Origin of the sequence: Pseudonocardia lutea, from assembly GCF_042658055.1 — a bacterium.
GTDB classification, from domain to species: domain Bacteria; phylum Actinomycetota; class Actinomycetes; order Mycobacteriales; family Pseudonocardiaceae; genus Pseudonocardia; species Pseudonocardia lutea.
In genome coordinates this window covers 109,988-135,112 of the sequence record NZ_JBHSQK010000010.1, presented here as the reverse complement: position 1 = coordinate 135,112, position 25,125 = coordinate 109,988, and the positions used below count along the sequence as shown (strand labels likewise).

25 protein-coding genes and 1 other RNA gene are annotated in these 25,125 nt (G+C 74.1%); 18 read left to right on the top strand and 8 right to left on the bottom strand.

Going from position 1 to position 25,125, the window contains the following annotated elements; genetic code table 11:
• Positions 1-4 precede the first annotated feature (4 nt).
• Positions 5-478: a DUF3592 domain-containing protein gene (locus tag ACFQH9_RS06090; RefSeq protein ID WP_379564901.1), complete on the top strand. Its 474-nt coding sequence runs from the start codon at positions 5-7 to the stop codon at positions 476-478.
• Between the two features lie 13 nt (positions 479-491).
• Here the strand turns inward: ACFQH9_RS06090 and ACFQH9_RS06085 are convergent, their stop codons facing one another.
• Positions 492-1,433: an NAD(P)H-dependent flavin oxidoreductase gene (locus tag ACFQH9_RS06085; RefSeq protein ID WP_379564900.1), complete on the bottom strand. Its 942-nt coding sequence runs from the start codon at positions 1,431-1,433 to the stop codon at positions 492-494.
• 74 nt (positions 1,434-1,507) lie between these two features.
• Between ACFQH9_RS06085 and ACFQH9_RS06080 the strand changes: the two genes are divergently transcribed.
• Complete coding sequence (locus ACFQH9_RS06080) at positions 1,508-1,732, top strand: RNA-binding S4 domain-containing protein (protein ID WP_379564899.1); 225 nt, start codon at positions 1,508-1,510, stop codon at positions 1,730-1,732.
• A 5-nt stretch (positions 1,733-1,737) separates the two neighbouring features.
• On the opposite strand, the gene ACFQH9_RS06075 is transcribed toward ACFQH9_RS06080, so the two are convergent.
• Complete coding sequence (locus ACFQH9_RS06075) at positions 1,738-3,834, bottom strand: acyltransferase family protein (RefSeq protein ID WP_379564898.1); 2,097 nt, start codon at positions 3,832-3,834, stop codon at positions 1,738-1,740.
• Positions 3,835-4,064: 230 nt separating this feature from the next.
• Entirely contained in the window at positions 4,065-4,922 is an 858-nt protein-coding gene (locus ACFQH9_RS06070; protein WP_379564897.1) for a transglycosylase SLT domain-containing protein, read from the bottom strand.
• A gap of 322 nt (positions 4,923-5,244) precedes the next feature.
• Between ACFQH9_RS06070 and soxR the strand changes: the two genes are divergently transcribed.
• Entirely contained in the window at positions 5,245-5,709 is a 465-nt protein-coding gene (gene soxR / locus ACFQH9_RS06065) for a redox-sensitive transcriptional activator SoxR (protein WP_379564896.1), read from the top strand.
• 171 nt (positions 5,710-5,880) lie between these two features.
• Here soxR and ACFQH9_RS06060 read toward each other — a convergent pair whose 3' ends face one another.
• On the bottom strand, positions 5,881-7,335 hold the full coding sequence (locus ACFQH9_RS06060) for an AMP-binding protein (protein ID WP_379564895.1): 1,455 nt from the start codon (positions 7,333-7,335) through the stop codon (positions 5,881-5,883).
• 104 nt (positions 7,336-7,439) lie between these two features.
• Between ACFQH9_RS06060 and ACFQH9_RS06055 the strand changes: the two genes are divergently transcribed.
• A complete protein-coding gene (locus tag ACFQH9_RS06055; RefSeq protein ID WP_379564894.1) occupies positions 7,440-8,195 on the top strand; it encodes a hypothetical protein in 756 nt (251 codons plus the stop codon).
• A gap of 47 nt (positions 8,196-8,242) precedes the next feature.
• The gene (locus ACFQH9_RS06050; protein WP_379564893.1) at positions 8,243-8,998 is read left to right on the top strand and encodes a tyrosine-protein phosphatase; all 756 of its coding nucleotides are present in this window, start codon (positions 8,243-8,245) and stop codon (positions 8,996-8,998) included.
• Positions 8,999-9,193: 195 nt separating this feature from the next.
• Here ACFQH9_RS06050 and ACFQH9_RS06045 read toward each other — a convergent pair whose 3' ends face one another.
• Together ACFQH9_RS06045 and ACFQH9_RS06040 are read right to left on the bottom strand one after the other, a co-directional pair.
• Positions 9,194-9,586 (bottom strand): hypothetical protein, encoded by a 393-nt coding sequence (locus ACFQH9_RS06045; RefSeq protein ID WP_379564892.1) that lies wholly within the window; start codon positions 9,584-9,586, stop codon positions 9,194-9,196.
• 11 nt (positions 9,587-9,597) lie between these two features.
• Positions 9,598-9,840 carry a ribbon-helix-helix domain-containing protein gene (locus tag ACFQH9_RS06040; RefSeq protein WP_232871335.1) on the bottom strand — a complete coding sequence of 81 codons (243 nt, stop codon included), beginning with the start codon at positions 9,838-9,840 and terminating at the stop codon, positions 9,598-9,600.
• A gap of 174 nt (positions 9,841-10,014) precedes the next feature.
• On the opposite strand from ACFQH9_RS06040, the gene ACFQH9_RS06035 reads away from it, so the two are divergent.
• From ACFQH9_RS06035 to ssrA, 11 genes are all read left to right on the top strand, one after another.
• Positions 10,015-11,184, top strand: a complete 1,170-nt coding sequence (locus tag ACFQH9_RS06035) for an acyl-CoA dehydrogenase family protein (RefSeq protein WP_379564891.1) — start codon at positions 10,015-10,017, stop codon at positions 11,182-11,184.
• Between the two features lie 9 nt (positions 11,185-11,193).
• Positions 11,194-12,210: an acyl-CoA dehydrogenase family protein gene (locus tag ACFQH9_RS06030; RefSeq protein ID WP_379564890.1), complete on the top strand. Its 1,017-nt coding sequence runs from the start codon at positions 11,194-11,196 to the stop codon at positions 12,208-12,210.
• Between the two features lie 134 nt (positions 12,211-12,344).
• Positions 12,345-12,581 carry a hypothetical protein gene (locus tag ACFQH9_RS06025; RefSeq protein ID WP_379564889.1) on the top strand — a complete coding sequence of 79 codons (237 nt, stop codon included), beginning with the start codon at positions 12,345-12,347 and terminating at the stop codon, positions 12,579-12,581.
• A 58-nt stretch (positions 12,582-12,639) separates the two neighbouring features.
• Positions 12,640-13,473, top strand: a complete 834-nt coding sequence (locus tag ACFQH9_RS06020) for a leishmanolysin-related zinc metalloendopeptidase (RefSeq protein ID WP_379564888.1) — start codon at positions 12,640-12,642, stop codon at positions 13,471-13,473.
• 1,101 nt (positions 13,474-14,574) lie between these two features.
• Positions 14,575-15,084 (top strand): PadR family transcriptional regulator, encoded by a 510-nt coding sequence (locus ACFQH9_RS06015; RefSeq protein ID WP_379564887.1) that lies wholly within the window; start codon positions 14,575-14,577, stop codon positions 15,082-15,084.
• A gap of 84 nt (positions 15,085-15,168) precedes the next feature.
• On the top strand, positions 15,169-16,281 hold the full coding sequence (gene prfB / locus ACFQH9_RS06010) for a peptide chain release factor 2 (RefSeq protein ID WP_379564886.1): 1,113 nt from the start codon (positions 15,169-15,171) through the stop codon (positions 16,279-16,281).
• A 129-nt stretch (positions 16,282-16,410) separates the two neighbouring features.
• The gene (gene ftsE / locus ACFQH9_RS06005) at positions 16,411-17,100 is read left to right on the top strand and encodes a cell division ATP-binding protein FtsE (RefSeq protein WP_379564885.1); all 690 of its coding nucleotides are present in this window, start codon (positions 16,411-16,413) and stop codon (positions 17,098-17,100) included.
• A gap of 37 nt (positions 17,101-17,137) precedes the next feature.
• Positions 17,138-18,052: a permease-like cell division protein FtsX gene (gene ftsX, locus ACFQH9_RS06000; RefSeq protein WP_379564884.1), complete on the top strand. Its 915-nt coding sequence runs from the start codon at positions 17,138-17,140 to the stop codon at positions 18,050-18,052.
• 28 nt (positions 18,053-18,080) lie between these two features.
• On the top strand, positions 18,081-18,566 hold the full coding sequence (gene smpB, locus ACFQH9_RS05995) for an SsrA-binding protein SmpB (RefSeq protein ID WP_379564883.1): 486 nt from the start codon (positions 18,081-18,083) through the stop codon (positions 18,564-18,566).
• Positions 18,563-19,477: an amidohydrolase family protein gene (locus ACFQH9_RS05990; RefSeq protein WP_379564882.1), complete on the top strand. Its 915-nt coding sequence runs from the start codon at positions 18,563-18,565 to the stop codon at positions 19,475-19,477. The genes smpB and ACFQH9_RS05990 overlap by 4 nt, the downstream gene beginning before the upstream one ends.
• A 374-nt stretch (positions 19,478-19,851) precedes the next feature.
• Positions 19,852-20,238, top strand: a transfer-messenger RNA (tmRNA) gene (gene ssrA / locus ACFQH9_RS05985).
• A 56-nt stretch (positions 20,239-20,294) separates the two neighbouring features.
• Here ssrA and ACFQH9_RS05980 read toward each other — a convergent pair.
• Entirely contained in the window at positions 20,295-21,458 is a 1,164-nt protein-coding gene (locus ACFQH9_RS05980) for a class I SAM-dependent methyltransferase (RefSeq protein ID WP_379564881.1), read from the bottom strand.
• Positions 21,459-21,583: 125 nt separating this feature from the next.
• On the opposite strand from ACFQH9_RS05980, the gene ACFQH9_RS05975 reads away from it, so the two are divergent.
• Positions 21,584-22,852: an MFS transporter gene (locus tag ACFQH9_RS05975; RefSeq protein ID WP_379564880.1), complete on the top strand. Its 1,269-nt coding sequence runs from the start codon at positions 21,584-21,586 to the stop codon at positions 22,850-22,852.
• A gap of 4 nt (positions 22,853-22,856) precedes the next feature.
• Here ACFQH9_RS05975 and ACFQH9_RS05970 read toward each other — a convergent pair whose 3' ends face one another.
• A complete protein-coding gene (locus ACFQH9_RS05970) occupies positions 22,857-23,585 on the bottom strand; it encodes a VIT1/CCC1 transporter family protein (protein ID WP_379564879.1) in 729 nt (242 codons plus the stop codon).
• A 57-nt stretch (positions 23,586-23,642) separates the two neighbouring features.
• Here ACFQH9_RS05970 and ACFQH9_RS05965 point away from each other — a divergent pair, with 57 nt between their 5' ends.
• Positions 23,643-25,124, top strand: a complete 1,482-nt coding sequence (locus ACFQH9_RS05965; RefSeq protein WP_379564878.1) for a cryptochrome/photolyase family protein — start codon at positions 23,643-23,645, stop codon at positions 25,122-25,124.
• Position 25,125 lies beyond the last annotated feature (1 nt).

Sequence of the window (25,125 nt, the reverse complement as noted above, 5' to 3'; positions counted from 1 at the left end):
CGCCGTGGGCGCGGGGCGGGACGAGGTCGGCGGGGTGCGCTGGTACCTCGCCCTGCTCGTGCGCGTGACCGCCCTCGTGCTGACGGCGGTCGTCGTGCACCTCGCGGGCGTCGCCGCGTGGGACGACCACGTCCTCGGGCTGCGCGGCGAGCCCGACCGGGCCACCGTGGTCGCCGTCCGGCACACGCCGCCGGGCCGGGCGGACCGGGCCGAGGTCGACACCGAGAGGTTCGGCGGGACGGCCTGGGTCACCACCCCGCGGAAGGACCTGCGGACCGGCGAGACGGTGGACGTGATCGTCGACCCCCGGGACCCGGCGCGGGCGGAGCTGGCCGGCGACGGGTGGCCCTGGCGACAGATCGTGATCCCGCTGACGGGGCTGCCGCTGATCGCCGTGTTCCTGTGGCGCTGGGGCCGCTGGCGCGGTCCCGGGCCCGCCGCGGAGGACGACGAGCCGGTCCGGGGCGGCGCGACCTGACCGGCGACGACGCTCAGGCGCCCTCGAGGTACCGCTTCGCGAGGCCGCCCAGGGTCTCCTCGAACTCCGCCACGGTGCGCCGGATGATCTCCGCGACGGGCTCGACCCGGTCGATCCGGCCCGCCACCTGGCCCAGCTGGGCGAGGCTCGCGTTGAGGTCACCGTCCCGGTAGAGCCCGTGGATGGTGCCGAGCAGCGCCATCGGGTCGCCCTCGGTGGCGATCTCGAAGGGCGCGGTCGCCTCGGTGCGCAGCACCCGGACCTGCTTGCCGTTGTGCTTGTTGATCAGCATGGTGTCGGTCTCGGCGGCCCCCACCACGGCGTCCTTCATGTTCCGGTGCACCGGCGACTCCTCGGTGGCCACCATCCGCGTGCCCATCTGCACGCCCTCCGCGCCGAGGGCGAAGGCGGCGGCCATCGATCGGCCGTCGGCGATCCCGCCCGCGGCCACGATCGGCACCCCGACCTGGGCGGCCACCAGCGGGAGCAGCACCATCGACGACACCTCGCGCGGCGCCTTGAACCCGGCGCCCTCGCTGCCCTCGACGACCAGCCCGTCGACCCCGGCCTCGACCGCCTTCTGCGCCCCGCGCAGGGACGGGACGACGTGGAAGACGGTCAGGCCCGCCTCCTTCAGTCGCGGGGTGTGGGCGGTGGGGGAGCCCGCCGACGTCGTCACGAAGCGGACGCCCTCCTCCACGATCATGTCGACGATCGCCGGGTCCTTGACGAACGCCAGCGGGAGGTTGACGCCGAAGGGCCGGTCCGTGAGGTCGCGGGTGCGGCGGATGTCCTCGCGCACCTCGTCGACGCCGAGCGAGCCGGGGACGAGCCCCATCGCGCCGGCCTCGGACACCGCGGCGACGAGCCGCGGCTTGGCGATGTAGCCCATCGGGGCCTGCAGCAGGGGGACGTCGACACCCAGCAGCTCGGTGACGCGGTTGGCGAAGGTCATTCCCGCAGGCTAAACGAACGTTCACTCAGGGCCAAGGTCTCCGGGGGAACGTCCCCGGTGCGAGGATCGGCGCCATGGCAGCCACGCCGATCCAGGACGTCCCGATCGCGACCGAGCCGATCCGGCTCGGCCAGTTCCTCAAGCTCTCCGGCCTCGCCGAGGACGGCGTGCACGCCCGGGAGCTGGTCGAGGCGGGCGAGGTCATGGTCGACGGCCGGACGGAGACCCGCCGCGGCGCGCAGCTGCGCCGCGGGCAGGTGGTGGCGGTGCACGGCCGGCGGGCGCGGCCCGTCGCGTAGGCCCGCTACCAGCCCATGGCCTGGTGCAGCCGCTCCTCCATCACCGGCGCGAGCGAGGTCATGTACGTGGCCGAGACGTGGTTGAAGTCCATGTAGACCAGCACGTTCCCGATCTCGGCCGGGCACAGTGCCACATCGCACAGATGGTCGGAGAAGTCCAGGAAGGTCACGTTCGGCGGCACGTCCGGCGCCAGCTGGTACGGCGGGATCGGCCCGTACACGTCGGCGCGCGGCAGGCCGCACTCCGCCGCCCCGCGGCCGCGCTGCTGCAGACAGTCCGGCGGGCTGACGCCGGGGTCGAAGCGCGGATTGTCCCGGACGGCGATCACCGGGATGCCGAGCTCGTTCATCCGCTGCCAGGCGGCGACGAAGCCGGGCGGGGTGACCTCGGTGAGCCCGGCCCGGACGTCCCGGCTGGCGAGGGTGAACACGGCGTCGGGCCGCAGGTCGGCGATCTCGTCGAGCACCGCCGCGTTCCAGTTCAGGCAGTCGAGGTTGGCCGGGTCCACCTCGGACGCCGTCGAGAAGGGGCAGGCCCCCTTCAGCACGTCGACGAGCTCCCAGTTGTTCCGCTGCGCGACCGGGGCCAGCGCGGCGGTGTACTGCTGGGAGTGCGAGTCGCCGACCACCACGATCCGCTTGGCCGGCGGGACCGCCGCGTCCGGCCGGGGCGAGGTGCAGGCCTCGGCGGTGGGGTAGTGGGTCATCGGGCCGCAGGTCCACCCGGTGAACTGGTAGAAGTCGTCGGGCGCCGTGACCATGGGCGGGATCAGCTCGACGGACGGGTCGACGTCGGCGATCGAGCCGGAGTGCACCGCCATCGCGCCCGGGTGGTCCGGGTCGCCCGCGGCCGCGGTCTCGGTCGCCCGCTGCGCGGCCTCCACCTGCCAGACCCCGCCCGCCAGGAGGACGACCGCGAGCCCGGCGGCGGCCCCGCGCCAGCGGACGCGGTCGGTGAGCGGCGCGCGCCGGATCGGCTCCTCGACGAGGTGGTGGGTGAGCACCGCGAGCAGGACCGAGAGCGCCACGACCAGCAGCCCGCCGCCCAGCCCGACCTCCTCCTGGTCGCGGACGGCCAGGACGAGGATCAGCACCGGCCAGTGCCACAGGTACAGCGCGTAGCTGAGGTCGCCGAGGTACCGCGCCGGCCGGGAGGCGAGCAGCCGGTCCGCGCCGGCCCGGCTGCCCGTCGTCCCGGCGATCAGCACCAGACACGCCGCGCCGGTCGGCCACAGCGCCGCGATGCCCGGGAACACGGCGTCGACCCGCAGGAGGGCTCCGCAGGCGACGAGCCCGACGACGCCGGTCCAGCCGAGCACGACCCGCGACCGGCGGGACAGGGTGATCGCGTCGATCGTCAGGGCCAGCAGGCCGCCGAGCGCGAACTCCCAGACCCGGGTCAGCGAGTGGAAGTAGGCGAGTGGCTGGTCGGTGATCGTGAGCGCGACCGAGAAGGTCAGGGACGCGGCGAACAGCCCGCTCAGGGTCAGCAGCAGGTGCCCGCGCAGCCGCTCCCGGGCCTGCCCGGCGATCAGCGCCACGAGCGCGACCAGCAGCGGCCAGACGACGTAGAACTGCACCTGGATGGACAGTGACCAGAAGTGCTGGACGACGCTCTGGGTGTTGTGCTGGGCCGCGTAGTCCACCGAGTCCGCGGCGAGCCGCCAGTTCTCCAGGAACACCGCCGAGGCGAAGAGCTCGTGCAGCGTCTGCTGCCAGCGGGCCTCGGGTAGCAGCAGGGCGCCGGCGCCCGCGCAGACCACCAGCACGGCGAAGGCGGCCGGCAGCAGCCGCGCGGCCTGGCGCGCCCACATCGGACGGAAGCGCAGCCGACCCCGGGCGGCGGCCCGGAAGAGCTGCCCGGTGATGAGGAAGCCGGAGATGACGAAGAAGACGTCGACGCCGCCCGAGACGCGGCCGAACCAGACGTGGTAGGCGACGACGAGGAGGACCGCGAGCGCGCGCAGGCCCTGCAGCTCGGGCCGGAAGCGCCGGGCACGCTCGGCGGCCCGGCCGGTGTCCCACGGGCCGCCGGACGCGGAGGGAGGAGGTGGGACGGGGCCGGGGGCCGGATCGACGGGATCTGGCCGCGTACCTGCCATCCAATCCCTCCGCTGTCGCCTCCTCCGGCCCGTCCCGAACGCCCGTCCGGTCCCGGCGGACCGTCGGGCGGGCCGCGGCGGGACGGCGAGGGGAGCGTGGCCGGGTCGTCACCCCTCGTGACGATCCGGGTCTTCGTACTCTAGGTGGGGGGCCCGGGACCCGCCCGGCGGACCCCCGACCCCGGCCGGGTCGTCCCCGGTGTCGTGCGGTGTTCCGGGGACGGGTCGGCTCAGTAGCCCACGTAGCCGCCCGAGCCGTTGCTGCGGCCGCCGGCCTCCAGCGTGTCCATGCCGTAGTTGGCGATCATGTAGCGCACGCCGGCGGTGATGTTGGCGACCGGGTCGGTGATCGCCCGGCCCGCCAGGCTGGGGTGCACGTAGGCCCGGAAGGTCGAGGGGATGACCTGCATCAGGCCCTGCGAGGGACGGCCGGCGCGGGCGTTGGAGTCCCACAGGTTGACCGCGCGCGGGTTGCCGCCGGACTCGGCCATGATGACCTTCTTGACGCCCGGGGCGAGGTCCTGGGGGAGGTCGCAGATCTCGAGCGCCTGGGCGATCCAGCCGTCGAGGCCGCCGCGCGCGACCAGCGCGTCGAGCTCGGCCCGCGCGGCCGCCTCGGCGGCCTCCTTCGCCTGCTGCTCCGTGATCTCGTCGGCGATCCGGCCGGCCTTGTCCAGCGAGGCCAGCTCCGCGTCCGGCGCGACGTCGGCGGCGGCCTCGGTCGCGTCCGCCCTGTCGACGCCGGCCACCGAGTAGGCCACCGGGCTCAGGTGCGCACCGGTGATCGCGACGTCCGCAGGGTCGACCGACAGCGCCTCGGAGTTCGCCGCCAGCTGGGTGGCGACCGTGGAGGACTCGGCCGCGTCGGCGATCGCCGATCCGGCCCCGGTGGACGTGACGGCCGCGAACGCGCCCGTCGACAGGACGCCGAACGCGGCACCGACGGCCGCGGTGGTCGACGCGACGGTGCGCCGGGGGGCACCGCGACCGGGGGTGGTCGCGTGCCTGGCGGCGTGCCGCGTGGGGACCCGGTGGGGAGCCGGGTCTCCGGTGACACGCCGGCCGCCTGGGGAGCGGTGGCCAGCCAAGGTGTTGAGCCTTTCGCCTTCTCTTCCACGTCCACGGTCCGGCACGGGCGGGCCCGGGTCGGGGGTCCCGGGGAGCCGGTCGGGGACTCCGGCTCCGTCGTCCGCTCGTGATCGGACCGTGATGACTGGCGGCGACACTACGGATGGTGACCCCCCGGACACAACCCTTCGGGCTGCCTGTCACCGCTGCTCCGTGGCCGTTCGTCGCGCCGTTGAGTGGCAAGGTGTTCCGCGTCTCGTGCGACGAACGGTCACTGGGCGCGACCAGAGGCTACCGGCGCGTAGGGTGGACGTGGAGTGAGCTTCAGCTGAGGGGGGCGCCGTGCACGCGAAGGACCTGCTGACCATCGGGGAGGTCGTGGCGCGCAGCGGCTTCCCGCACTCGGCGCTGCGGTTCTACGAGCGGGAGGGGCTCGTCAGCGCCACGCGCACGGCAGGCGGTCAGCGGCGCTACGAGCGGGGGGTGCTGCGCCGGCTCGCGTTCATCCGGGCGGCCCGCTCGATCGGCATCGGGCTCGACGACGTCCGCGCCGCCCTTGACGAGCTCCCCGCCGACCACACCCCGACCAAGGCGGACTGGACCCGGCTGTCCAAGACCTGGCGGGGGCGGCTCGACGAGCAGATCGACGCGCTCGTCGCCCTGCGCGACGGGTTGGACTCCTGCATCGGCTGCGGCTGCCTCTCCCTGGCCCGGTGCCGGCTGATGAACCCGGAGGACCGCGCCGCCGCCGCGGGGGACGGCGCCCGGCTGCTCCCCGCCGCCCTCCGCCGCGGTCCCGCCGCCTGAGACACCCCGCGAGTCGGCACTTCCAGCACCGCGAGTCGGCAGTTTCAGGCGACCGAGTGTGCATTCCCGGGAGACGACGGAGATGTGTGGTTCGGTGACGTGAAAGTGCCGACTCGCGGGATCGGGGTTCCGCGAGTCGCGCCCCTGGCCCCCCGCGAGTCGCGCCGTGCCTCAGCCCGGCAGTCGCTCGGCCCGGAGGGCGGAGCGGCGCACCTTGCCCGTGTCCTCCCGCAGCGGCTGGTCCACCCGCTCGATCGTCGCGGGCACCTTCTGCCGGGCCAGCCGCCCCGCGACGTGCGCCCGCAGCTCCTCGTCGGTGACGGTCGAGCCCGGCTCGAGCTGGACGATCGCGTGCACCCGCGAGCCCAGGTCGTCGTCGGGCAGCCCGATCACGCACGAGGTCAGGACGGCCGGGTGCGCGTCGAGCGCCGCCTCGACCTCGGCGGGATACACGTTGGACCCCCCGACGAGGATCATGTCGCTGCGCCGGTCGGCGAGGTAGAGGTAGCCCTCCTCGTCCATGTGGCCCATGTCGCCGAGCGACTCCCAGCCGTCCCGGGCCCGGGCGGTGGCGCCGAGGTACCGGTATGGCGACTCCGGCACCTTCATCCACACCTCCCCGACCTCGCCGGCGGGCAGCGGCCGGCCCTCCTCGTCGCCGATGCGCATCTCGCCGGACACCACCCGGCCGACCGAGCCCGGGTGGGCCAGCCACTCCACGCCGTCGATCATGCAGCTGGCCTGCGACTCGGTGCCCGCGTACAGCTCGATCACGGTCTCGGGGCCGAACCACTCGAGGCAGCCGCGCTTGACGTGCTCCGGGCACGGCGCCCCGACGTGCAGCAGGGTGCGCACCGACGAGACGTCCGCGGCGGCGCGCACCTCCTCCGGCAGCCGCAGCAGCCGGCCCATCAGCGTGGGGACGGCGTACAGCCACGTCACCCGGTGCCGCTCGACGGCCGCGAGCACGGTGGCGCCGTCGAAGTGGTCGAGCACCACGACGGTGCCCCCGCGCAGCAGGCTGAGCAGCGAGAACATGAACGGCGCGTTGTGGTAGAGCGGCGCGGTCACGGCGAGGACCTCGTCGCCGCCCTCGATCCGCAGCCGCTCGGCGGCCTGGGTGACCGTGCCGTACTCCCCGGCGTTCCCGGCCAGGATGATCTTCGGTCGGCCGGTGCTCCCGCCCGAGGTCGGCGCCTTCCAGCTCGGCGGCACCGCGGGCGGCAGCGGGCCCGGGTCGAGGGCGGGATCGGGCGTCCAGTCCCCGGGCAGCGACGGTCGCCCGTCCGGCGCGCGCAGCCCGACGACGACGGCCGGGTCGGCGACCTCGATCAACGCCTCGAGCTCGGCGGGCGGCAGCTTCGCCGACACCGGCTGCGGGATCGCGCCGATCTTCCAGGCTCCGACGGCCGCCGCGTAGAAGGCCGCGCCGTTCGGCAGCCCGATGGTGACCAGCGATCCCTCGCGCGCCCCGAGCGCGGCGAACTCGCGCGCGGCCCGGCTCGAGGCGGCGGCGAGCTCGGCACGGGTGGTGGTGCCCGCGGGGTGGAGGAGGGCGGTCGCGCCGGGGTCCTGCTCCGCGAGGAGGTCCATCGCGCGGCCGAGCGGGGTCTCGTCGGGGATCACCCTGCGATCTTGCGCCTTCGCGCGGCCGATTGACATGGTCCCTCCGGCCGGGGGTGGTGCTGGCCTCCCCGACGCGGCCGCTGGCCCGGCGAAGACTCCCTGCCATGCGACTGCTGCCCGCCGCCCTCTCCGCCGCCGTGCTCGGTGTCGTGCTCGCGACCGGCGCATGCGGCGCCGCCTCGGCCGACGCGCGGACCGAGAGCCCGGTGGCCACGGCGGCTCCGGCCGCGCCGCAGCCGGTGGCCGCGCGGCACGCGGCCCCCCTGCCGACCCGGGCCGCGGTGGCCCCGCCGCGTCCGGTCTCGTCGGGCGGGACCGCGCAGGCGCCCGTCTCCGACCCCGGCCTGGACGCCGCCGCCGACGGCCTGCGCCCCTTCCTGCTCACACCCGCCGAGATCGGTCCCGGGTTCACGGCGGGGGAGGAGCCGCGACCGGACCCGGCGACGCCCGCGCTGTGCGGCGGCCCGGGCGTCGTCGCGCGGTTCCCGTACGCGGTGCGGGTCGGGGCCGCCGCGGAGAGCCCGGCAGGGCTGGTCCAGGAGGCCGTGAGCGTCTACGGCGACGAGGCGAGCGCGGCCGACGCCTACCGCGCGTCGGTCGCGGGGATGTCGTGCTCGGAGGGTCACGTCGACGGCCGGCCGGCGGTGATCGCGCCCTCAGAGGACCTGCGTGCGGATCTGGGCCACGACGAGGCGACCGGCTGGCGCGTCGGCGGCGAGGGCTTCGACGTCGTGCTGATCTCGGTGCGCGAGGCCGAGGTCGTCCTGACCTTCACCGTGCTGGCACCGGAGGACGGCCTGCCCGCGCTCCCGGACCCGCTGGCGATCGCGCAGGCGGGCACGCAGAAGCTGCTGGGGTGAGACGCCGGTCACCCGCGTCGCGGAGGAACCGCCGTTACCGTGGGAGCGTGACCGACGCCGCCGTGCCGACCACCTCCGCCGACCGCTGGCTGCGCTTCGAGGGACTGAGCAACATCCGTGACGTCGGCGGCCTGCCGCTCGTCGGCGGCGGGTACACCCGCACCGGAGTGCTGCTGCGCAGCGAGTCGCTCGACCACGTGACGCCGGCCGACGTCCGGCAGCTGGTCGACGGGCTCGGCCTGCGGCTCGTCCTCGACCTGCGGACGAACCGCGAGATCGCGGAGCGCGGCGAGACGGAGCTGGCCCGGGCGGGCGTCGAGACGGTGCAGTTCAGCTTCATCCCGGAGTCCGACCGCGAGCTGCCCGAGGTGGGCGACGACGTCCACCCCATGGTCGCGAACTACCTCGGCTACCTGCGCGACCGCGGGCCCAACGTCGTCGGCGCCGTCCGCCGGCTCGCCACCTCCGAGGGCGCCGCGCTGGTGCACTGCGCCGCGGGCAAGGACCGGACCGGGACGCTGGTGGCCATGGTGCTCGACGCCGTCGGGGTCGAGCGGGAGGCCGTCGTCGAGGACTACGCGCTGTCCGCGACGAAGATCGAGGCGATGTTCCGGCGCTGGACCTCGCTGTCCGGCGAGGAGATGCCCGGGCCGGAGGAGATCGACCGGCACAGCCCGCGCGCGATCGCGATGGAGCAGGTCCTGGCCACCCTCGACGAGCGCGACGGCGGCGCCGCGGCCTGGCTGCAGGCCAACGGCCTCACGGACGACGAGCTCGACGCCCTGCGCAACCGCCTGGTCTGAGAATTCTGGATCGCATCCTGGCTCCCTGACGCGCGCAACACGCCCTCGAGAAGCGCATTATGGTTTCCTGACGCGGCCCTTCGAAAGCGCGTTGTTGTTCCGTAACGCCTCAGGGTCGTCCTCGAAATCGCACCATGGTTCCGTGACGCGTTGACGCCGTCCTTGGGAACGCGTCATGGTTCCAGGACAAGTGCTCTAGGGAAGCTCCTCGATCGCCACGGCGCCGTCGAGCTTGCGGAGCGCGCCGGGGTCGCCGGTGACCGCGGGCCAGCCCCGGTGCCGAGCGGTGGTGACGACCTGCCCGGCCACGATGTCGTCCTGCCCCGCGGCGGCGAGCAGCAGCCCGGACTCCTGGGCCATCGCGGGCGAGAGGTCGTGGATCACGGTGTTGGGCAGGCCGAGCAGGACCTGCAGGGCGGCGTGGTGCTCGGGCTCGAGCTGCGACCAGGCGCGGCCGAGCGCGGCTGAGGGCACCGCGAGCACGAGGTTCTCCTCGACGGCCGCCCACACGAGGGCGCGCATGTAGACGGGCCGGCCGGTCGCGAAAGCCTGGAGCGCGCTGGCGTCCAGCACTCTTCCGCCGATCATGTGCGCGCCCTTCAGCCGACGGCCACGGGAGGAACGAGCCGCAGCGACCTCCGGGCCGCGTCGAGCTCGTCCGCCGGTGGGGGACCTCCGTACAGGTCGGCCAGAGTAGCGAGCGAGCGGTCACGGGTCTGCCGTGCCTGCACGGCCTCGGCCACGTACGCCGACAGGCTCGCCGCACTCCCGTTGCGGACCGCCTCCCGGGCCTCGGCGACCAGCTCGGCCGGCAGGGTGACGGTCACCCGCTCGCTGCGCATACCGTCAGGCTATATGGCGCATACCGCGGCCGTCGACCGGACGGTCCGCGGCTCGTCGGGTCCCTCGGCCGATGCAGGTTACCGGCCGGTATGCCAGGCTGGGCGCCGGCGCGGGCTCCTCGTCGAGGGCCTGGCCCCGCCGCACCCCGAACCGCACGCAGGAGGGTCTCGACGATGGACCTCACCTTCACCGCCGCCGAGGAGGAGTTCCGCAGCGAGCTGCGCTCCTGGCTCTCGGCGAACATCCCGGACGAGTGGCGCCGGCCGGGCTTCTGGGAGTCGCTGCCGGACGACGAGAGCTTCCGGCTGCGCCGCGACTGGGAGCGCGACAAGGCGCTCGCCGGCTTCGCGGGCATCCAGTGGCCGACGGAGTTCGGCGGCCGCGGCGGCACGCCCGGCATGAAGGCGATCTACGACGTCGAGATGGTGCTGGCCGACGCCCCCCGCACGGTCAACCCGCTCGGCCTCACCTTCCTCGCGCCCACCGTGATGGCGATCGGCACGGACGCGCAGAAGAAGGAGATCATCGGCCCGATGCTGCGCAACGAGGTGATCTGGTGCCAGGGCTTCTCCGAGCCCGGCGCCGGGTCGGACCTCGCCGCGCTGTCCACCCGCGGTGTCCGGGACGGCGACGACTTCGTCGTCAACGGGCAGAAGGTGTGGACCACCAACGCGGTGCACGGCGACAAGATCTTCACCCTGGTCCGCACCGAGCCGGGCAGCCAGAAGCACCGCGGCATCTCGATGCTGCTCATCGACATGCACCAGCCCGGCGTCGACGCCCGGCCGCTGAAGCAGATGTCCGGCGCCAGCGAGTTCGGCGAGGTCTTCTTCGACGACGCCCGGGTGCCGGCCACGGACGTCCTCGGCGAGATCGGCGAGGGCTGGCGGACCGCGATGCTGCTGCTGTCCTTCGAGCGCGGCGCCTCGGGCATCTCGCAGTACACCGAGTTCCGCCGGCAGTACGACGAGATCGCCGCCGTCGCCAAGAAGCTCGGCCGCGACACCGACCCGGTGATCCGCAACAAGCTCGCCCGGGTGCTCACCGAGCTGGAGTGCCTGCGGTTGCACTCGATGCACGTGCTCACCCAGACCGAGCGCGGCCGCGACCTCGGCTTCGAGGCGTCGATGACCAAGCTGCAGTGGTCGGAGACCTTCCAGGACCTGTGGGAGGTCTACGACGACGTCCTCGGCGAGGACGACACCCTCGAGCAGCTCGGCGACCTCGACCTGCGCCCGCTCAACGCGCAGGCGATGTGGTCCCGGTCCGTCACGATCTGGGGCGGCTCGTCCCAGGTGCAGCGCAACGTCACCGCCGAGCGCGTGCTCGGCCTGCCCCGGTAGGAGGCCGGCATGTTCTTCGCCCTCACCGAGGACCAGCAGGAGTTCGGCGCCGCGGTCACGACCTACCTCGCCGAGCGGTTCGACATGGAGGCCGTGCGGGGCGTCTTCGAGGACGCCGACGGCGACGGCAACCCCGAGTCGCTGTGGAAGGCCGCCGCCGAGCAGGGCTGGCTCGCCGTCACCGTGCCCGAGGAGCACGACGGGCTGGGCCTCGGCCTGGTCGAGGCCCAGGTGATCGCACGGGCGCTGGGCGCCGGCGTCGCGCCGGGCCCGTGGCGCGGGACGGTGCTCGCCGGCGAGGCGATCCGGCTCGCCGGGTCGGACGAGCAGAAGGCCGCCTGGCTGCCGCGCCTCGCCTCGGGCGACGCCGTCGGCGCCGTCGGGCTGCGGGGTGACGCCCCGGGCGTCGTCCCCGCGGTGGAGTACGGGGTGATCGCCGACGTCGTGGTGGTCCGGACCGTCGACGGGCTCGGCCTGGCCACCGGCGCGCAGGCCACCCCGGCCGGGTCCTACGACCGCACCACTCGGCTGGCCACGCTGAACGTCTCGGACGTCGAGGCGCTGCCCGGCTCCGTCGCCGAGGGGGCCGCCGACGAGCTGATCGCGCGGGCCACCGTGCTCGTCGCCGCCGACCTGGTCGGGATCGCCCGCGAGGCGCTGAGCCGGACGGTCGCCTACGACCGCGAGCGCCAGCAGTTCGGCGTGCCGGTCGGCTCCTTCCAGGCCCTCAAGCACGCGCTGGCGGACATCCACGTCGGCGTGACGATGGCCGAGCACGCGGCGCTCTACGCCGCCCACGCCGTCGACGCCGGGCTCGACGACGCCGCGCTGGCCGTGTCCGTCGCCAAGGCCAAGGCGAGCGAGGTCGCCCTGCAGTCGACGGCCGCGATGATCCAGTACCACGGCGGCATCGGCTACACCTGGGAGCACGAGGCACACTTCTTCTACAAGCGCGCCAAGCGGCTCGCCGGCCTGTACGGCGGGGTGGACCAGCACCGCGAGAAGATCGCCGCGTTGACGCTCTGACCTGCGTTGAGCTCGGTCCTCGGCGCCCTGTCGCCGGGGTCCTCGTCACGACGGTCGGCGCCGCCACCCGCGGCGCCGACCGGCCCGCTCCGCCAGTGTGGGGCGCACGCCAGGACCGACGAGGAGGACCCGCCATGACGAGGAAGATGCGACTGGTCGTGCACACCGCCCGCGAGCTCCACCGGGGGGAGTGGGCCGAGGTTCCCGCCGACGTCCCCGACGGGCAGGTGGAGGACGGCGCACTCGCCGGCGTGGTGCGCAGCGCGAGCGAGGGGGAGCAGATGTGGATCTTCACCATGGACAACGGCCGCCGGCGTGCGATCCCCTTCTCGGCCATGGAGTGGATCGAGGTGGAGATCCGCCACGCCTGACGATCGGGCAGCGGACCCCCGATCGGCGCCGCCCACGAGCACCCGGCACGATCTCCGGATGGAGAGTTACCGGGCGGTCGCCGACGCGGCCCGCGCCGCCGAGGCCGCCGTCGGCACGCTCGGTCCCGCAGGACTGTCGCCGTTCACGATCGACGTCCGTTTCACCGGCGGGCTGAGCCCACGCCAGCAGGAGGCCTTCGCGTCCGCCGCCGACCGGTGGACGCGGATGGTCGTCGGCGACCTGCCCGCGGTCGTCGTCGACGGGGAGACCGTCGACGACGTGCTGATCCTCGCCTCGGGCGTCGACATCGACGGGCCGGGGCAGGTCCTCGGCCAGGCCGGTCCGACCCAGCTGCGCCCGGTGTCGGCCGGGCTGCTCCCGGCCGTCGGACGGATGCAGTTCGACACCGCCGACCTCGCGCAGATGGAACGCGACGGCACGCTCGACGACGTCATCACGCACGAGATGGGGCACGTCCTCGGCATCGGCACCCTCTGGTCCCGCCTCGGCCTGCTGTCCGGGTCCGGCACGGACGACCCGGTCTTCACCGGCACCGGCGCCGTCGCGGAGTGGGCGGCGCTGGGCGGCAGCGGCGCCGTGCCCGTGGAGAACACCGGTGGGCCCGGCACCCGCGAGGGGCACTGGCGCGAGGCGGTGTTCGGCGACGAGCTGATGAGCGGCTTCATCGCCGAGGCCGACAACCCGCTCTCCCGTGTCAGCGTCGCCAGCCTCGGCGACCTCGGGTACGCCGTGGACCTCGACGCGGCCGAGCCCTACCGGCTGCCGGCGGCCGCCGAGGGCTCCGCCGCGATCGTCGCCGGGCCGGGGCGGCGGTGCCGGGTGGGCCGCCCGACCGCCCACGTCCTCCCCGAGAGCGCCCTCCGGCTCTGAGACGTCCCACCCGTCCGCTTCGAGGCCGCCGGGCGGCGGCGCGCCGACACCCGGTGCAGGACCGCCCGGCACAGTCCCTGCCCTCCGACACCCGGCCCGCTCGTCGCACCCCACTCCGGACCCTCGTCCGGCGGTCGCCGCACACCATCCCGGACCCGCTCCCACCCCCCGGCGGTCGTGGCACACCTTCTCGCACCCGCTCGCACACCCCGGCGGTCGTGGCACACCATCCCGGACCCGCTCCCACACCCGCAGGTTCTGCGCCACATCCGGTCGACGAGGTGTGCCGCGACCCGGCGGATGTGCGGCGCTCGAGTGGGTGTGCGGGCGAGGTACGGGGCGTCGGCGGTCGGGCGCAGGCCCCGGATCACGCTGTCGCCGCAGGTCGCCGCAGGTCGCCGCAGGTCGCCGCAGGTCGCCGCAGGTCGCCGCAGGTCGCCGCAGGTCGCCGCAGATCGCCGCAGATCGCCGCAGATCGCCGCAGATCGCCGCAGATCGCCGCAGGTCGCCGTAGGTCGCCGCAGGTCGGCGGTGGTGAGCGCGATCGGGGCTGGTCGGGGCACACGGGCGAGCCCGAGGACGAAGCAGCTGCCCGTCCCACACCCCGCCCGGCGTCCCACAACCCGGCGACGAGGTGTGCCGCCGAACTCCCGGGTGTGCGGCCGCACCCTCACGGGTGTGCCGGCTGTCGAGCCGCCGGACCGAGCGCTGTGACCTCCGCGCCCCGCCGGACCGAGCGCCGCCCCCACGCCGCCTCGGCGCCCGCGCCGGGCTCGCGAGCCGACGTCCGGAGCCCGCCTCGGCACTCGCGCCGGCCCCGCGCGCCGACGTCCGGCCCGCCACCGGCGGCCGCCGAACAACCCTGCCGAGCCGCGCTCCACAAGCTGACGTCCCGCGCTCCGACCCGCGTCTCGCCGGCCGCGCGAGCCGGCCCCGCACGACCCCTCGCGCACCCCCGCCGAACCACTCCGCACGGGCGAGGTGTGGAGCCCCGGAGGCCGGGTACGCACCTCGGTTGCCCTGCGCCCGAGACAGTCCGAACTCGCAGGTCGGGGGCCACTGTGGAATGCGGAACCCCCGCGCTCGTGGGACCGTTGGGGGATGCCGGCCCCACCCGCAGTCAACGCCACCGCCGCGGCCCTGCTCGGACTGCTCCACAGCGGTCCGATGACGGGCGGTCAGCTCGTCGCGGCCGCCGGCGAGCGTTTCGGCTCCTTCTTCACCGTGACCCGCAGCCAGGTGTACCGCGAGCTGCCGGTCATGGCGGAGGCCGGGCTGCTGCGGCTGGGCAAGCAGGGGCCCCGGGCGTCGCAGCAGTACGTGATCACGGCGGCCGGCAAGCGCGCCTTCAAGGCGTGGCTGCAGCACGGCAGCGGCGGCGACGCGCTGCGCAGTCCGCTGGTGCTGCGGCTGCTGCACGCGGGCCAGCTGACCGTGAAGCAGCGGGCCGAGCTGGTCGGCACCTCGCGGGAGGTCTACACGGCCCGCCTCTCCGAGGCCCGCACGGCCGCCAAGAGCGAGGAGGACCCGTACCGCAAGGCGGTCGCGGACTTCACCGTCGCGCACACCCGCGCGATGGTGAAGCTGCTCGACACGATCCCCCTGGACTGACACGTCCCTCCGGGGAAGCGCGGCGCGCAGCCGACCGCACCTCCGGCGGAACGCCGCACGCCCGCACGCGTAGCCTGGAGCGTTGTGAACCCCGACGTGGCAGCCGACCTGAAGGACCTCGCAACCACCCTGGAGGGCATCGAGGCGGTCACCGACGTCCCCGCGCTCAAGGCGGAGATCGCGGACCTGGAGGAGCAGGCCGGGGCACCGGACCTGTGGAACGACGCCGAGGCCGCGCAGAAGGTCACCAGCCGGCTCTCGCACGCGCAGGCCGAGCTGCGCCGGGTCGAGGACCTGCGCCGCCGGCTCGACGACCTGCCCGTGCTGTACGAGCTGGCCGAGGACGAGGGGGACGAGTCCGCGATCGCCGACGCGGACCGGGACCGCGCGAAGCTCCGCGAGGAGATCCAGAGCCTCGAGGTCCGCACCCTGCTCTCCGGCGAGTACGACGCCCGCGAGGCGCTGGTGACGATCCGCTCCGAGGCGGGCGGGGTCGACGCCGCGGACTTCGCCGAGATGCTCATGCGCATGTACCTGCGCTGGGCCGAGCGGCACGGCTACGGGGTGGACGTCTACGACACCTCCTACGCGGAGGAGGCGGGCATCAAGTCCGCGACGTTCCAGGTCCACGCCCCGTACGCGTACGGCACCCTCTCGGTGGAGCAGGGCACGCACCGGCTCGTCCGGATCTCGCCGTTCGACAACCAGGGCCGCCGCCAGACGTCGTTCGCCGGCGTCGAGGTCGCCCCGGTCGTGGAGTCCACCGACCACATCGACATCGACGAGAAGGACCTGCGGGTCGACGTCTACCGCTCCTCCGGGCCCGGCGGGCAGGGCGTCAACACCACGGACTCCGCGGTGCGGCTGACCCACATCCCCACCGGCATCGTGGTGTCCTGCCAGAACGAGCGCTCGCAGATCCAGAACAAGGCCACGGCGATGGCCGTGCTGCAGGCGAAGCTGCTCGAACGCAAGCGCCAGGAGGAGCAGGCGCTGATGGACTCGCTCAAGGACTCCGGCTCGTCCTGGGGCAACCAGATGCGCTCGTACGTGCTGCACCCGTACCAGATGGTGAAGGACCTGCGGACGGACCACGAGGTCGGCAACCCCGGCGCGGTGCTCGACGGCGACATCGACGGCTTCATCGAGGCCGGCATCCGCTGGCGGCGCAACCAGGCGCAGGAGGCCACGGCCTGACGGCCCGTGCGGGGGAAGCGGTGCCCGGGCACCACTCGCCCCGTACAACCAGGCGAGCGGTACCACCCCTGCGCCGAGGGGGCCTGTCGCGTAGCGGCCCGGCCGTGATCCAGCGGTAACGTCCCGGCCGTGATCCGGCTGGAGCGCGTCACCAAGATGTACAGGACGTCGACGCGGCCCGCGCTGGACCGCGTCTCGGTCGAGGTGGGCAAGGGCGAGTTCGTCTTCCTCATCGGGCCGTCCGGCTCGGGGAAGTCGACCTTCCTGCGGCTGCTGCTGCGTGAGGACGTCCCGACACGCGGCAGGATCTGGGTGACCGATCTCGACGTCGCGAAGCTCCCGCGCCGGAAGGTGCCCCGGCTGCGGCAGCGCATCGGCGTGGTGTTCCAGGACTTCCGGCTGCTCACGAACAAGACCGTGGGCGAGAACGTCGCCTTCGCGCTCGAGGTGATCGGCAAGTCGCCCTCGACGATCCGCAAGGTCGTGCCCGAGGTGCTCGAGCTCGTCGGGCTGGAGGGCAAGGCCGACAGGATGCCGCACGAGCTCTCCGGCGGCGAGCAGCAGCGCGTCGCGATCGCCCGCGCGTTCGTCAACCGCCCGCTGGTCCTGCTGGCCGACGAGCCCACCGGCAACCTCGACCCGGACACCAGCCAGGACATCATGCTGCTGCTGGAGCGCATCAACCGCACCGGGACGACCGTGATCATGGCGACCCACGACCACTCCATCGTCGACTCCATGCGACGGCGGGTGGTCGAGCTGGACATGGGCCGGGTCGTCCGGGACGAGGCCCACGCCGTCTACGGGGTCGGCCGCTAGTGCGCCCCGTCGACGTACTCCTCTCCGCGGAGGCGGGATGAGATCCGACTTCGTCGTCCGGGAGGTCGCGACCGGGCTGCGCCGGAACGTCACGATGACCGTGGCGATGGTGCTGACCACCGCGATCTCGCTGCTCATGGTCGGCACCGGGCTGCTCGCGGTGAAGACGATCGACGCCACCGAGGCGATCTACTCCGACCGCCTCGAGATCCGGGTCGCGCTCACCCAGGACGTGTCCACCGCGGACTCCGACTGCACCCAGCCGATCTGCGCGGGCCTGCGGTCCACGCTGGAGAACTCCCCGCTGGTGGCGGGGGTGACGTACGAGAACCAGCAGGAGGCGTACGAGCGCTTCCAGGAGCTGTTCGCCGGGCAGTCGGTCGCCGAGCTCGCCCGGCCGCAGTCGCTGCCGGCCACGCTGCGGGTCAAGCTCGTCGACCAGAACGGGTCGACCGAGGCCGGCGCCGCCGCCGTGAAGCAGGCGATGGAGAACCAGGTCGGCGTGCGCACGGTGATCGACCAGCGGGACGTCGTCGCGAAGCTGTTCGACTTCCTCGGCGGCGTGCGGGACGTGACCTTCGCGCTGGCGCTGGTCCAGGCGGTCGCGGCGCTGATGCTGATCTCCAACACCGTCCAGGTCTCCGCCTACACCCGGCGCACCGAGGTCGGCGTGATGCGGCTGGTCGGCGCGACCCGCTGGTACACGCAGCTGCCCTTCCTCATCGAGGCCGTGGTGACGGGCGTGGTCGGCGCGGTGCTCGCGGGCGTCGGCCTGGTCGTCGGCAAGCTCGCCTTCATCGACTCGCTGCTCGCCGGGATCGCGCAGAACGGCGTGATCCCGGCGGTCACGCTCGCCGACGTCCTGACGGTCTCCGCCTACTTGGTCCCGATCGGCGCCGTGATCGCGGGGATCACCGGGTACGTCACGCTCCGTCTCTACGTGAAGGTGTGACGCGACCACCCCCGCGTAGGCTGGAGGGGTGAAGGAGAAAGGCCGCAAGGTGATCGCGCAGAACCGGCGCGCGCGTCACGACTACGCGGTGCTCGAGGAGTTCGAGGCCGGTGTGGCGCTCATGGGCACCGAGGTGAAGAGCCTGCGGCTGGGCCGGGCCTCCCTGGTCGACGCGTACGCCACGGTCGACGACGGCGAGGTGTTCCTGCGGGGCCTGCACATCCCCGAGTACACGCACGGCAGCTGGACCAACCACGAGCCGCGGCGCACCCGCAAGCTGCTGCTGCACAAGTACGAGATCGAGCGGCTGATCGGCAAGATCCGCGAGGGCGGGCTGACGCTCGTGCCGATGTCGCTCTACTTCAGCGACGGCAAGGTCAAGTGCGAGCTCGCGCTGGCCCGCGGCAAGAAGACCTACGACAAGCGGCAGGACCTGGCGAAGAAGGACGCCGAGCGGGACATGGCCCGGGCCATCGGTCGCGCCGCGAAGGGCCGGGCGAGGTCGCTCTCGTGACCCCGGCCGCCCTGCCCGAGCCCCCGTCGTCGGACGACGACGTCCCCCGCTGGCTCGCCGACCTCGGCCTGCCCGGGTTGGTCGACGTGCACGTCCACTTCCTGCCCGAGCGGGTCCTGCGCAAGGTGTGGGCCTACTTCGACCAGGCCCGCTCGCACTACGGCATGGACTGGCCGATCCAGTACCGCACGCCCGAGGCCGAGCGGATCGCCACGCTGGAGAAGCTCGGCGTGCTGCGGTACGCGCCGCTGGTGTACCCGCACAAGCCCGGCATGGCGGCGTGGCTCACGGACTGGGCGGCGGAGTTCGCGGCCGCGAACCCGGCCGCCGTCCGCACCGCCACGCTCTACGCCGAGCCCGGGGTGGAGGAGTACCTCGGCGCGGCCGTCGAGGGCGGGGCGCGGGCGGTGAAGGTGCACGTCCAGGTCGGCGCCTTCGACCCGCGCGACCCCCTGCTCGACGGCGCCTGGGGCCTGCTGGCCGAGGCCGGCGTCCCGGTGATCGTGCACTGCGGCCACGGGCCCGTCCCCGGCGAGCACACCGGGCTCGACGTGTTCGAGGAGGTCCTGGCCCGCCATCCGCGGCTGACCGCGGTGCTCGCCCACGCCGGGATGCCGGACTTCCTCGCCGCGCTCGAGCTCGTGCACCGCTACCAGAACGTGCACCTGGACACCACGATGGTCGGCACCCCCTACGCGGAGGCGTTCGCCCCGCTGCCGCCGGACTGGCCCGCCCGGCTCGCCGAGATCCCCGGCCGGGTCGTGCTGGGCAGCGACTTCCCGAACATCCCGTACCCCTACGCGGAGCAGCTCCGCGCGATCGCGGGCTGGGCCGCCGCGGACGACCGCCTCGGCGAGCCCTTCCTCCGCTCGGTCCTGTACGACACGGGCACCCGCCTCCTGCGCCTCTGACGGCCCCGCCTGCCGCAGCGGGACACGAGCGAACGGCGCTCCCGCTCACCTGTCGAACGAGGGTGCCGCCCGCTCACAGGAGGGTCAGGGGAGCAGGACCAGGCTGCCGCCCGCGCCGCCGGCGGCGAGCCGCTCGTGGGCCGCGGTCACGCCGTCGAGCGGGTAGACGCCGGCCACGGGTGGACTACAGCTACCCCGCTCGAGCGGGTCGGCATGAGGCCCTGCTGCACGTCAAGGCGTGGGGGGAGGCGCACGTCGAGGAGGTCCTCGCGGCGCGTGACCGGTACGACTCCCGGTCCGAGACCGAATCGGGATGATCCGGCGGGGCGCCCGCGTTAGACTGGCACGACGGCCCGACAGGCGGGCCGTGACAAGGGGGTGAACGGTCTCGACTCCTGAGGCGGACCGAGGGGAAGCGTGCCGAGGAAGACGACGATGAGCTCGTTAACCATGCGTCGTAACAAAATAAGTGCCGACGAGAGTCGCACTGTCCCGGCCAAGGCCGAGTTCGCGCTCGCTGCCTGATCCAGTAAGGGACTGTCGGCCCGGGGGCGTTCCCGCCCCGGTGTCCGGCATCAGCTAGGGGACTCACCGTCCGGCCCGGTCGCCGGGGTCGGGCGGGACAACCAACAGCGACTGGGATCGTCACACCGGCTCGTCCGTGAGACCGGTGGATCCGAGTAGAGACACAGCGGACTGCGCACGGAGAAGCCCTCGTGAAGCGAAGGAGGACCCGGGTTCGATTCCCGGCACCTCCACCCCGAGGAGCGTGGCCCCGGCCGACCAGGCCGGGGCCACGACCGTTCTCGGGGCGGGTTCAAACGCAGACCAGGCCCCACGGCCGATCGCGCACCCGCGTCATCACCAGCGTCGCCCGGCGCGATCCGCGCAGCTTGAGCCGCTTGTGCAGGGCGTCGACGTCCCCGGCCAGACCCCGCCGGCGGATGTCCACCGCGCCGACGTCGAGCTCGCGCAGCCGTCGGGGCAGCCGCTTCTGGTCCCACGGGCCGGAGTCGATCACCTCGAGCGTGCGGGCGAACGGCGTCGCGACCGGCTCGTCCGCGGACAGGAAGGCGATCCGCTCGTCGATCTTCCACGTCCCGGTGCGCCGGGCGAGCTCCGCCACGGCCCCCGCCCGCGTGACGGCGGGATTCGGGTCGAGCAGGTAGCGGCCGGGGCCCCGCACCTCCACGGGCCCGCCCTCGGCCGCGACGAGCGTGTTCCCGCCGGGCAGGACGGTCGCCCGGGCGCGGGCGGTGGCCAGGGCCGGTGACCAGGCCACGGCCTCCTTGAGGTCCCGGTCGACGGCCACGAACTCCAGTTCCCACCCCGCCGGGACGGTGTCGTGGTCGAGGCCCGGGGCCGCCTTGATCCCGATCGCGGGGACGGGCAGGGCGAAGCACCACTCGAGCGGGGGTTCGCTGTCCCCGGTCCGCATCCGGCCCCGGGCGGAGCGGCGGGCCGGATCGACGAACACCGCGTCGACGCCGGTCAGGTCGACCTCCCGGACGTCGGCGAGCAGCGCCTCCGGGTGCCCGCCGTAGACCGCGGCGTTGTGCCGGGCCATCCACAGGTGCACCGGATCGCGGTCCACGGCGACGACGTCCCGGCCGGGCGCGAGGGTGAGCAGGTCGCCGCCGATGCCGCAGCAGAGGTCGGTGAGCCGGCGCGCGGAGGCGAACCGGGCCGCCCGGTGCCGGGCCACGATCTCCGGCGACGCCTGTTCCCAGCCCGCGCGCGTGAGGAACATCGAGCCGGCCCGGCCGAACTTGCCCGCGGCCCGTTCGCGCAGCTGGGCCTGGGTGAGGGCCTCCGCGACGAGCGGCCCCGGGTACGTCCGGCGCAGGGCGGTGCCCAGGCGCAGGGCGGCGTCGTCCGTGAGCGGGCGCCCGTCGAGCCCGGCGGCGATCGCCGCGAAGAGCTCCTCGCCCCTGGGGCCCGCCAGCTCCGCCAGCCGGGCCAGCACCTCGTCCGTTTCCACCGCCCGGGAAGGCTACCGGCGGCGGGTCCGGACCGGGCCGCCCGACCGGATCCGCCGAGAGGTGAGGAACCCGGCGCATCACCCGATCGCGTAGCGTTGCCAACTATCGGGACGGAAGGGGCGACGTGGCCACGACGGAGGACGCCGTGTCGGCGCGCACGACGGTGCGCATGCCGCGGGAGATCTGGGTGCTCGTGGTGGCGGCCTTCGTGGTCGCCATCGGGTTCGGCATCGTGGCGCCGGCGTTGCCGGCCTTCGCCCGGACGTTCGACGTCGGCGTCGCCGCCGCCTCCGCGGTGATCAGCCTGTTCGCCGGGTTCCGGCTCGCCTTCGCCCCCGTCAGCGGTCGGCTGGTCGGCCGGTTCGGCGAGCTGCGCGTCTACACCGTGGGGCTGGTGATCGCGGCCGCCTCGGTGGGCGCGACGGCGGGCGCACAGAGCTACTGGCAGCTGCTGCTGTTCCGGGGCGTCGGCGGCATCGGCTCGACCATGTTCACCGTCTCGGCGATCTCCCTGCTGGTCCGGCTGGCACCGCCCGAGGCGCGCGGGCGGGCGTCGGGCATGTGGGCGACCGGTTTCCTGCTGGGCAACATCGCCGGCCCGCTGGCCGGCGGCGGCCTGATCGCGGTGAGCCTGCGGGCGCCGTTCCTGGTCTACGCCGTGGCGCTGCTGTGCGCGATGCTGATCTCGGTCCCGCTGCTGCGCGGCCGGACCGGCGACCGGGCCGGCACCGACCCCGCCGAGCCCGCCGCCACCTTCCCGACGGCGATCCGGCACCCCACCTACCGTGCCGCGCTGGTGGCGAGCTTCGCCAACGGGTGGACCGTGTTCGGGGTCCGGGTTGCCCTGGTGCCGCTGTTCGTGGTCGAGGCGCTGCGGCAGAGCGAGACCTGGGCCGGGTTCGCGCTCGCCGTCTTCGCGGCCGGCAACGCCGCGACGCTCCTGGTGTCCGGCCGGCTCGCCGACCGCCGCGGCCGCAAGCCCCCGGTGCTGGCCGGGCTCGTGGTCTCCGCGGTGGCGACGGGCCTGCTCGGGCTCGCGCCGTCGTCGGGACTGTTCCTGGCACTGTCGCTGGTCGCGGGCGTCGGCAGCGGCCTGGTCAACCCGCCGATGACCGCGGCGGTCGCCGACGTGATCGGCAGCCGGGCCCGCGGCGGCACGGTGCTCGCGGGCTTCCAGATGGCCGCCGACGTGGGCGCCATCGTCGGGCCGCTGGCCGCCGGCGCGGTGGCCCAGGCCGTCGGGTTCGACCTGGCCTTCGCCCTCACCGGCGCGATCTCGGTGATCGCGCTGGGTTTCTGGCTGCGCGCGCCCGAGACGCTGCCGCGCCCGTGCGGCCACGACGACGCCACCACCGAGACGGTCGCGGGGGAGCGGGCCGTGGGCGCGGAGTGAGCGGTCAGGTGGCCGTCACGCCGATCAGCATGCCCACCAGGTAGGTCGCCACGGCGGCGATCGCACCGAACATCAGCTGCCGCAGCCCGCCGCCCCACCACGTGCGCACGGTGAAGCGGGAGGAGAGCGCGCCGGCGAGGAAGAGCCCGACCGCGCCGATCCCCAGCCCGAGCAGCAGCGACGGCGAGCCGAACAGGAAGGACAGCAGCGGGACGATCCCGCCGATCGCGAAGCAGAGGAACGACGACGCGGCCGCCACCCAGGGCGAGGGCTTGTCGTCGATGCTCACGCCGAGCTCCTGGCTGACGTGCACCCGCAGCGCGATCTCGGGGTTCGCGCTGATCTCGTCGGCGACGCGCCGGGCGGTCTCGTCGGACAGCCCGAGCTTGCGGTACTCCTCGACGAGCTCGGCCTGCTCGGCGTGCGGGTGCCGGGCCAGCTCGCGGCGCTCGACCTCCGCCTCGGCGTCGATCGCCTCGTTCTGCGTGCCCACCGAGGCGAACTCGCCGAGCGCCATCGAGAAGGCACCCGCGACCAGACCGGCGATGCCGGTCAGCACGATCACCTGCCGGTCCGCCCCGCCCCCGCCGACGCCCGCGATCAACGCGATGTTGGTGACGAGCCCGTCCATCGCGCCGAAGGTCGCCGCGCGCAACCACCCGCCGGACACGTCGCGGTGCCGGTGGTCCTGCCGGTGCTCGGCCAGCTCGGCCTCGAAAGCCGGATCGCTCACGTCGGCAGCGTAATCCGCCGACTCGCGGCCCCCGCGCGGCCGCCCGACACTGGTCCGATGGGACGGGAACCGCTCTGGCTCTTCGCCGACCAGCTCGGCCCGCACGTCCACGGCACGGACGGGATGCGCGATCGCGAGGTGGTGCTGGTCGAGTCCGACCGCGCGCTGCGGCGCAAGCGGTTCCACCGGCAGAAGCTGCACCTCGTGCTGTCCGGGATGCGGCACCTCGCCGCCGAGCTGGGCGACCGCGCCCGGTACGTGCGCGCCGACACCTACCGGGAGGCCCTCGAACAGGTGGGCGAGCCGGTGATCGTGCACGAACCGACGTCGTTCGCCGCGGCCGAGCTCGTCGAGCGGCTGCGGAAGGACGGCCTGGTCGCCGAGGTCCTGCCCACGCCGACCTTCGCCCTGCCCCGCGCCGACTTCGAGGACTGGGCCGGCGACCGCGCCCGGTTCCGGATGGAGGACTTCTACCGGTCCCAGCGGGAGCGGTTCGACGTGCTGATGGACGGCGACGAGCCGGTCGGCGGGCGGTGGAACTACGACGCGGAGAACCGGGAACCGCCGCCCAGGGGCAGGCGCACGCTCGGGGTGACGGGGCCGTGGCAGCCGACGGAGGACCGGATCGACGACGAGGTCCGCCGCGAGCTCGACGAGGCCGGCCACCCGACCGTCGGGCGGGACGGGCCGCGCTGGTTCGCGATCACCCACGACGAGGCCGTGCAGGCGCTCCGGCACTTCGTGCGGCACCGGCTCGGCACGTTCGGGCCCTACGAGGACGCGATCCTCGAGGACGACTGGGCCATGTCCCACTCCCTGCTCTCGGTGCCGCTGAACCACGGCGTGCTGCACCCGCTCGAGGCCGTGCACGCCGCCGAGCAGGCCTACCGCGACGGCGCGGTCGACCTGCCGAGCGCCGAGGGGTTCGTGCGGCAGATCCTCGGCTGGCGCGAGTACGTCTGGCATCTCTACTGGCACTTCGGCAAGGGCTACACCCGGCGCAACGCGCTGCGGGCCCGGACCCCGCTGCCGGACTGGTGGGCCGAGCTCGACGCCGACGCCGTCACCGCGGCCTGCCTACGCAGCGCGCTGCAGGGGGTGCGGGACCGCGGCTGGGTGCACCACATCCCGCGGCTGATGATCCTCGGCAACCACGCCCTGCAGCGCGCCTACCGGCCGGCCGAGCTCAACGAGTGGTTCCGCACCGCGTTCGTCGACGGCTTCGAGTGGGTCATGCCCGCCAACGTCATCGGGATGAGCCAGCACGCCGACGGCGGGAAGATGGCGACGAAGCCGTACTCGGCGGGCGGCGCCTACATCGACCGGATGAGCGACCACTGCCGCGGCTGCGCCTTCGACCCGAAGAAGCGCCTCGGCGACGACGCCTGCCCCTTCACTGCCGGCTACTGGCAGTGGGTGCACCGGCACCAGGGCCTGCTCGCCGACAACAACCGCACCGCCCGGGCGGTCGCCGGTATGAACCGGCTCGAGGACCTCGACGCCGTGCTCGAGCAGGAGTCCGCGCGCGAGCGGTTCTGAG

What these genes read in the sequence shown, in the direction of transcription:
- ACFQH9_RS06015 (WP_379564887.1), top strand. Translation starts at nt 14,575, where the DNA reads ATGCCGGCCCCACCCGCAGTCAACGCCACCGCCGCGGCCCTGCTCGGA.
- ACFQH9_RS06080 (WP_379564899.1), top strand. Translation starts at nt 1,508, where the DNA reads ATGGCAGCCACGCCGATCCAGGACGTCCCGATCGCGACCGAGCCGATC.
- ACFQH9_RS06085 (WP_379564900.1), bottom strand. Translation starts at nt 1,433, where the DNA reads ATGACCTTCGCCAACCGCGTCACCGAGCTGCTGGGTGTCGACGTCCCC.
- ACFQH9_RS06020 (WP_379564888.1), top strand. Translation starts at nt 12,640, where the DNA reads ATGGAGAGTTACCGGGCGGTCGCCGACGCGGCCCGCGCCGCCGAGGCC.
- ACFQH9_RS06040 (WP_232871335.1), bottom strand. Translation starts at nt 9,840, where the DNA reads ATGCGCAGCGAGCGGGTGACCGTCACCCTGCCGGCCGAGCTGGTCGCC.
- ACFQH9_RS06030 (WP_379564890.1), top strand. Translation starts at nt 11,194, where the DNA reads ATGTTCTTCGCCCTCACCGAGGACCAGCAGGAGTTCGGCGCCGCGGTC.
- ACFQH9_RS06045 (WP_379564892.1), bottom strand. Translation starts at nt 9,586, where the DNA reads ATGATCGGCGGAAGAGTGCTGGACGCCAGCGCGCTCCAGGCTTTCGCG.
- ACFQH9_RS06025 (WP_379564889.1), top strand. Translation starts at nt 12,345, where the DNA reads ATGACGAGGAAGATGCGACTGGTCGTGCACACCGCCCGCGAGCTCCAC.
- ACFQH9_RS06075 (WP_379564898.1), bottom strand. Translation starts at nt 3,834, where the DNA reads ATGGCAGGTACGCGGCCAGATCCCGTCGATCCGGCCCCCGGCCCCGTC.
- ACFQH9_RS05965 (WP_379564878.1), top strand. Translation starts at nt 23,643, where the DNA reads ATGGGACGGGAACCGCTCTGGCTCTTCGCCGACCAGCTCGGCCCGCAC.
- ACFQH9_RS06055 (WP_379564894.1), top strand. Translation starts at nt 7,440, where the DNA reads ATGCGACTGCTGCCCGCCGCCCTCTCCGCCGCCGTGCTCGGTGTCGTG.
- ftsX (WP_379564884.1), top strand. Translation starts at nt 17,138, where the DNA reads ATGAGATCCGACTTCGTCGTCCGGGAGGTCGCGACCGGGCTGCGCCGG.
- ACFQH9_RS06035 (WP_379564891.1), top strand. Translation starts at nt 10,015, where the DNA reads ATGGACCTCACCTTCACCGCCGCCGAGGAGGAGTTCCGCAGCGAGCTG.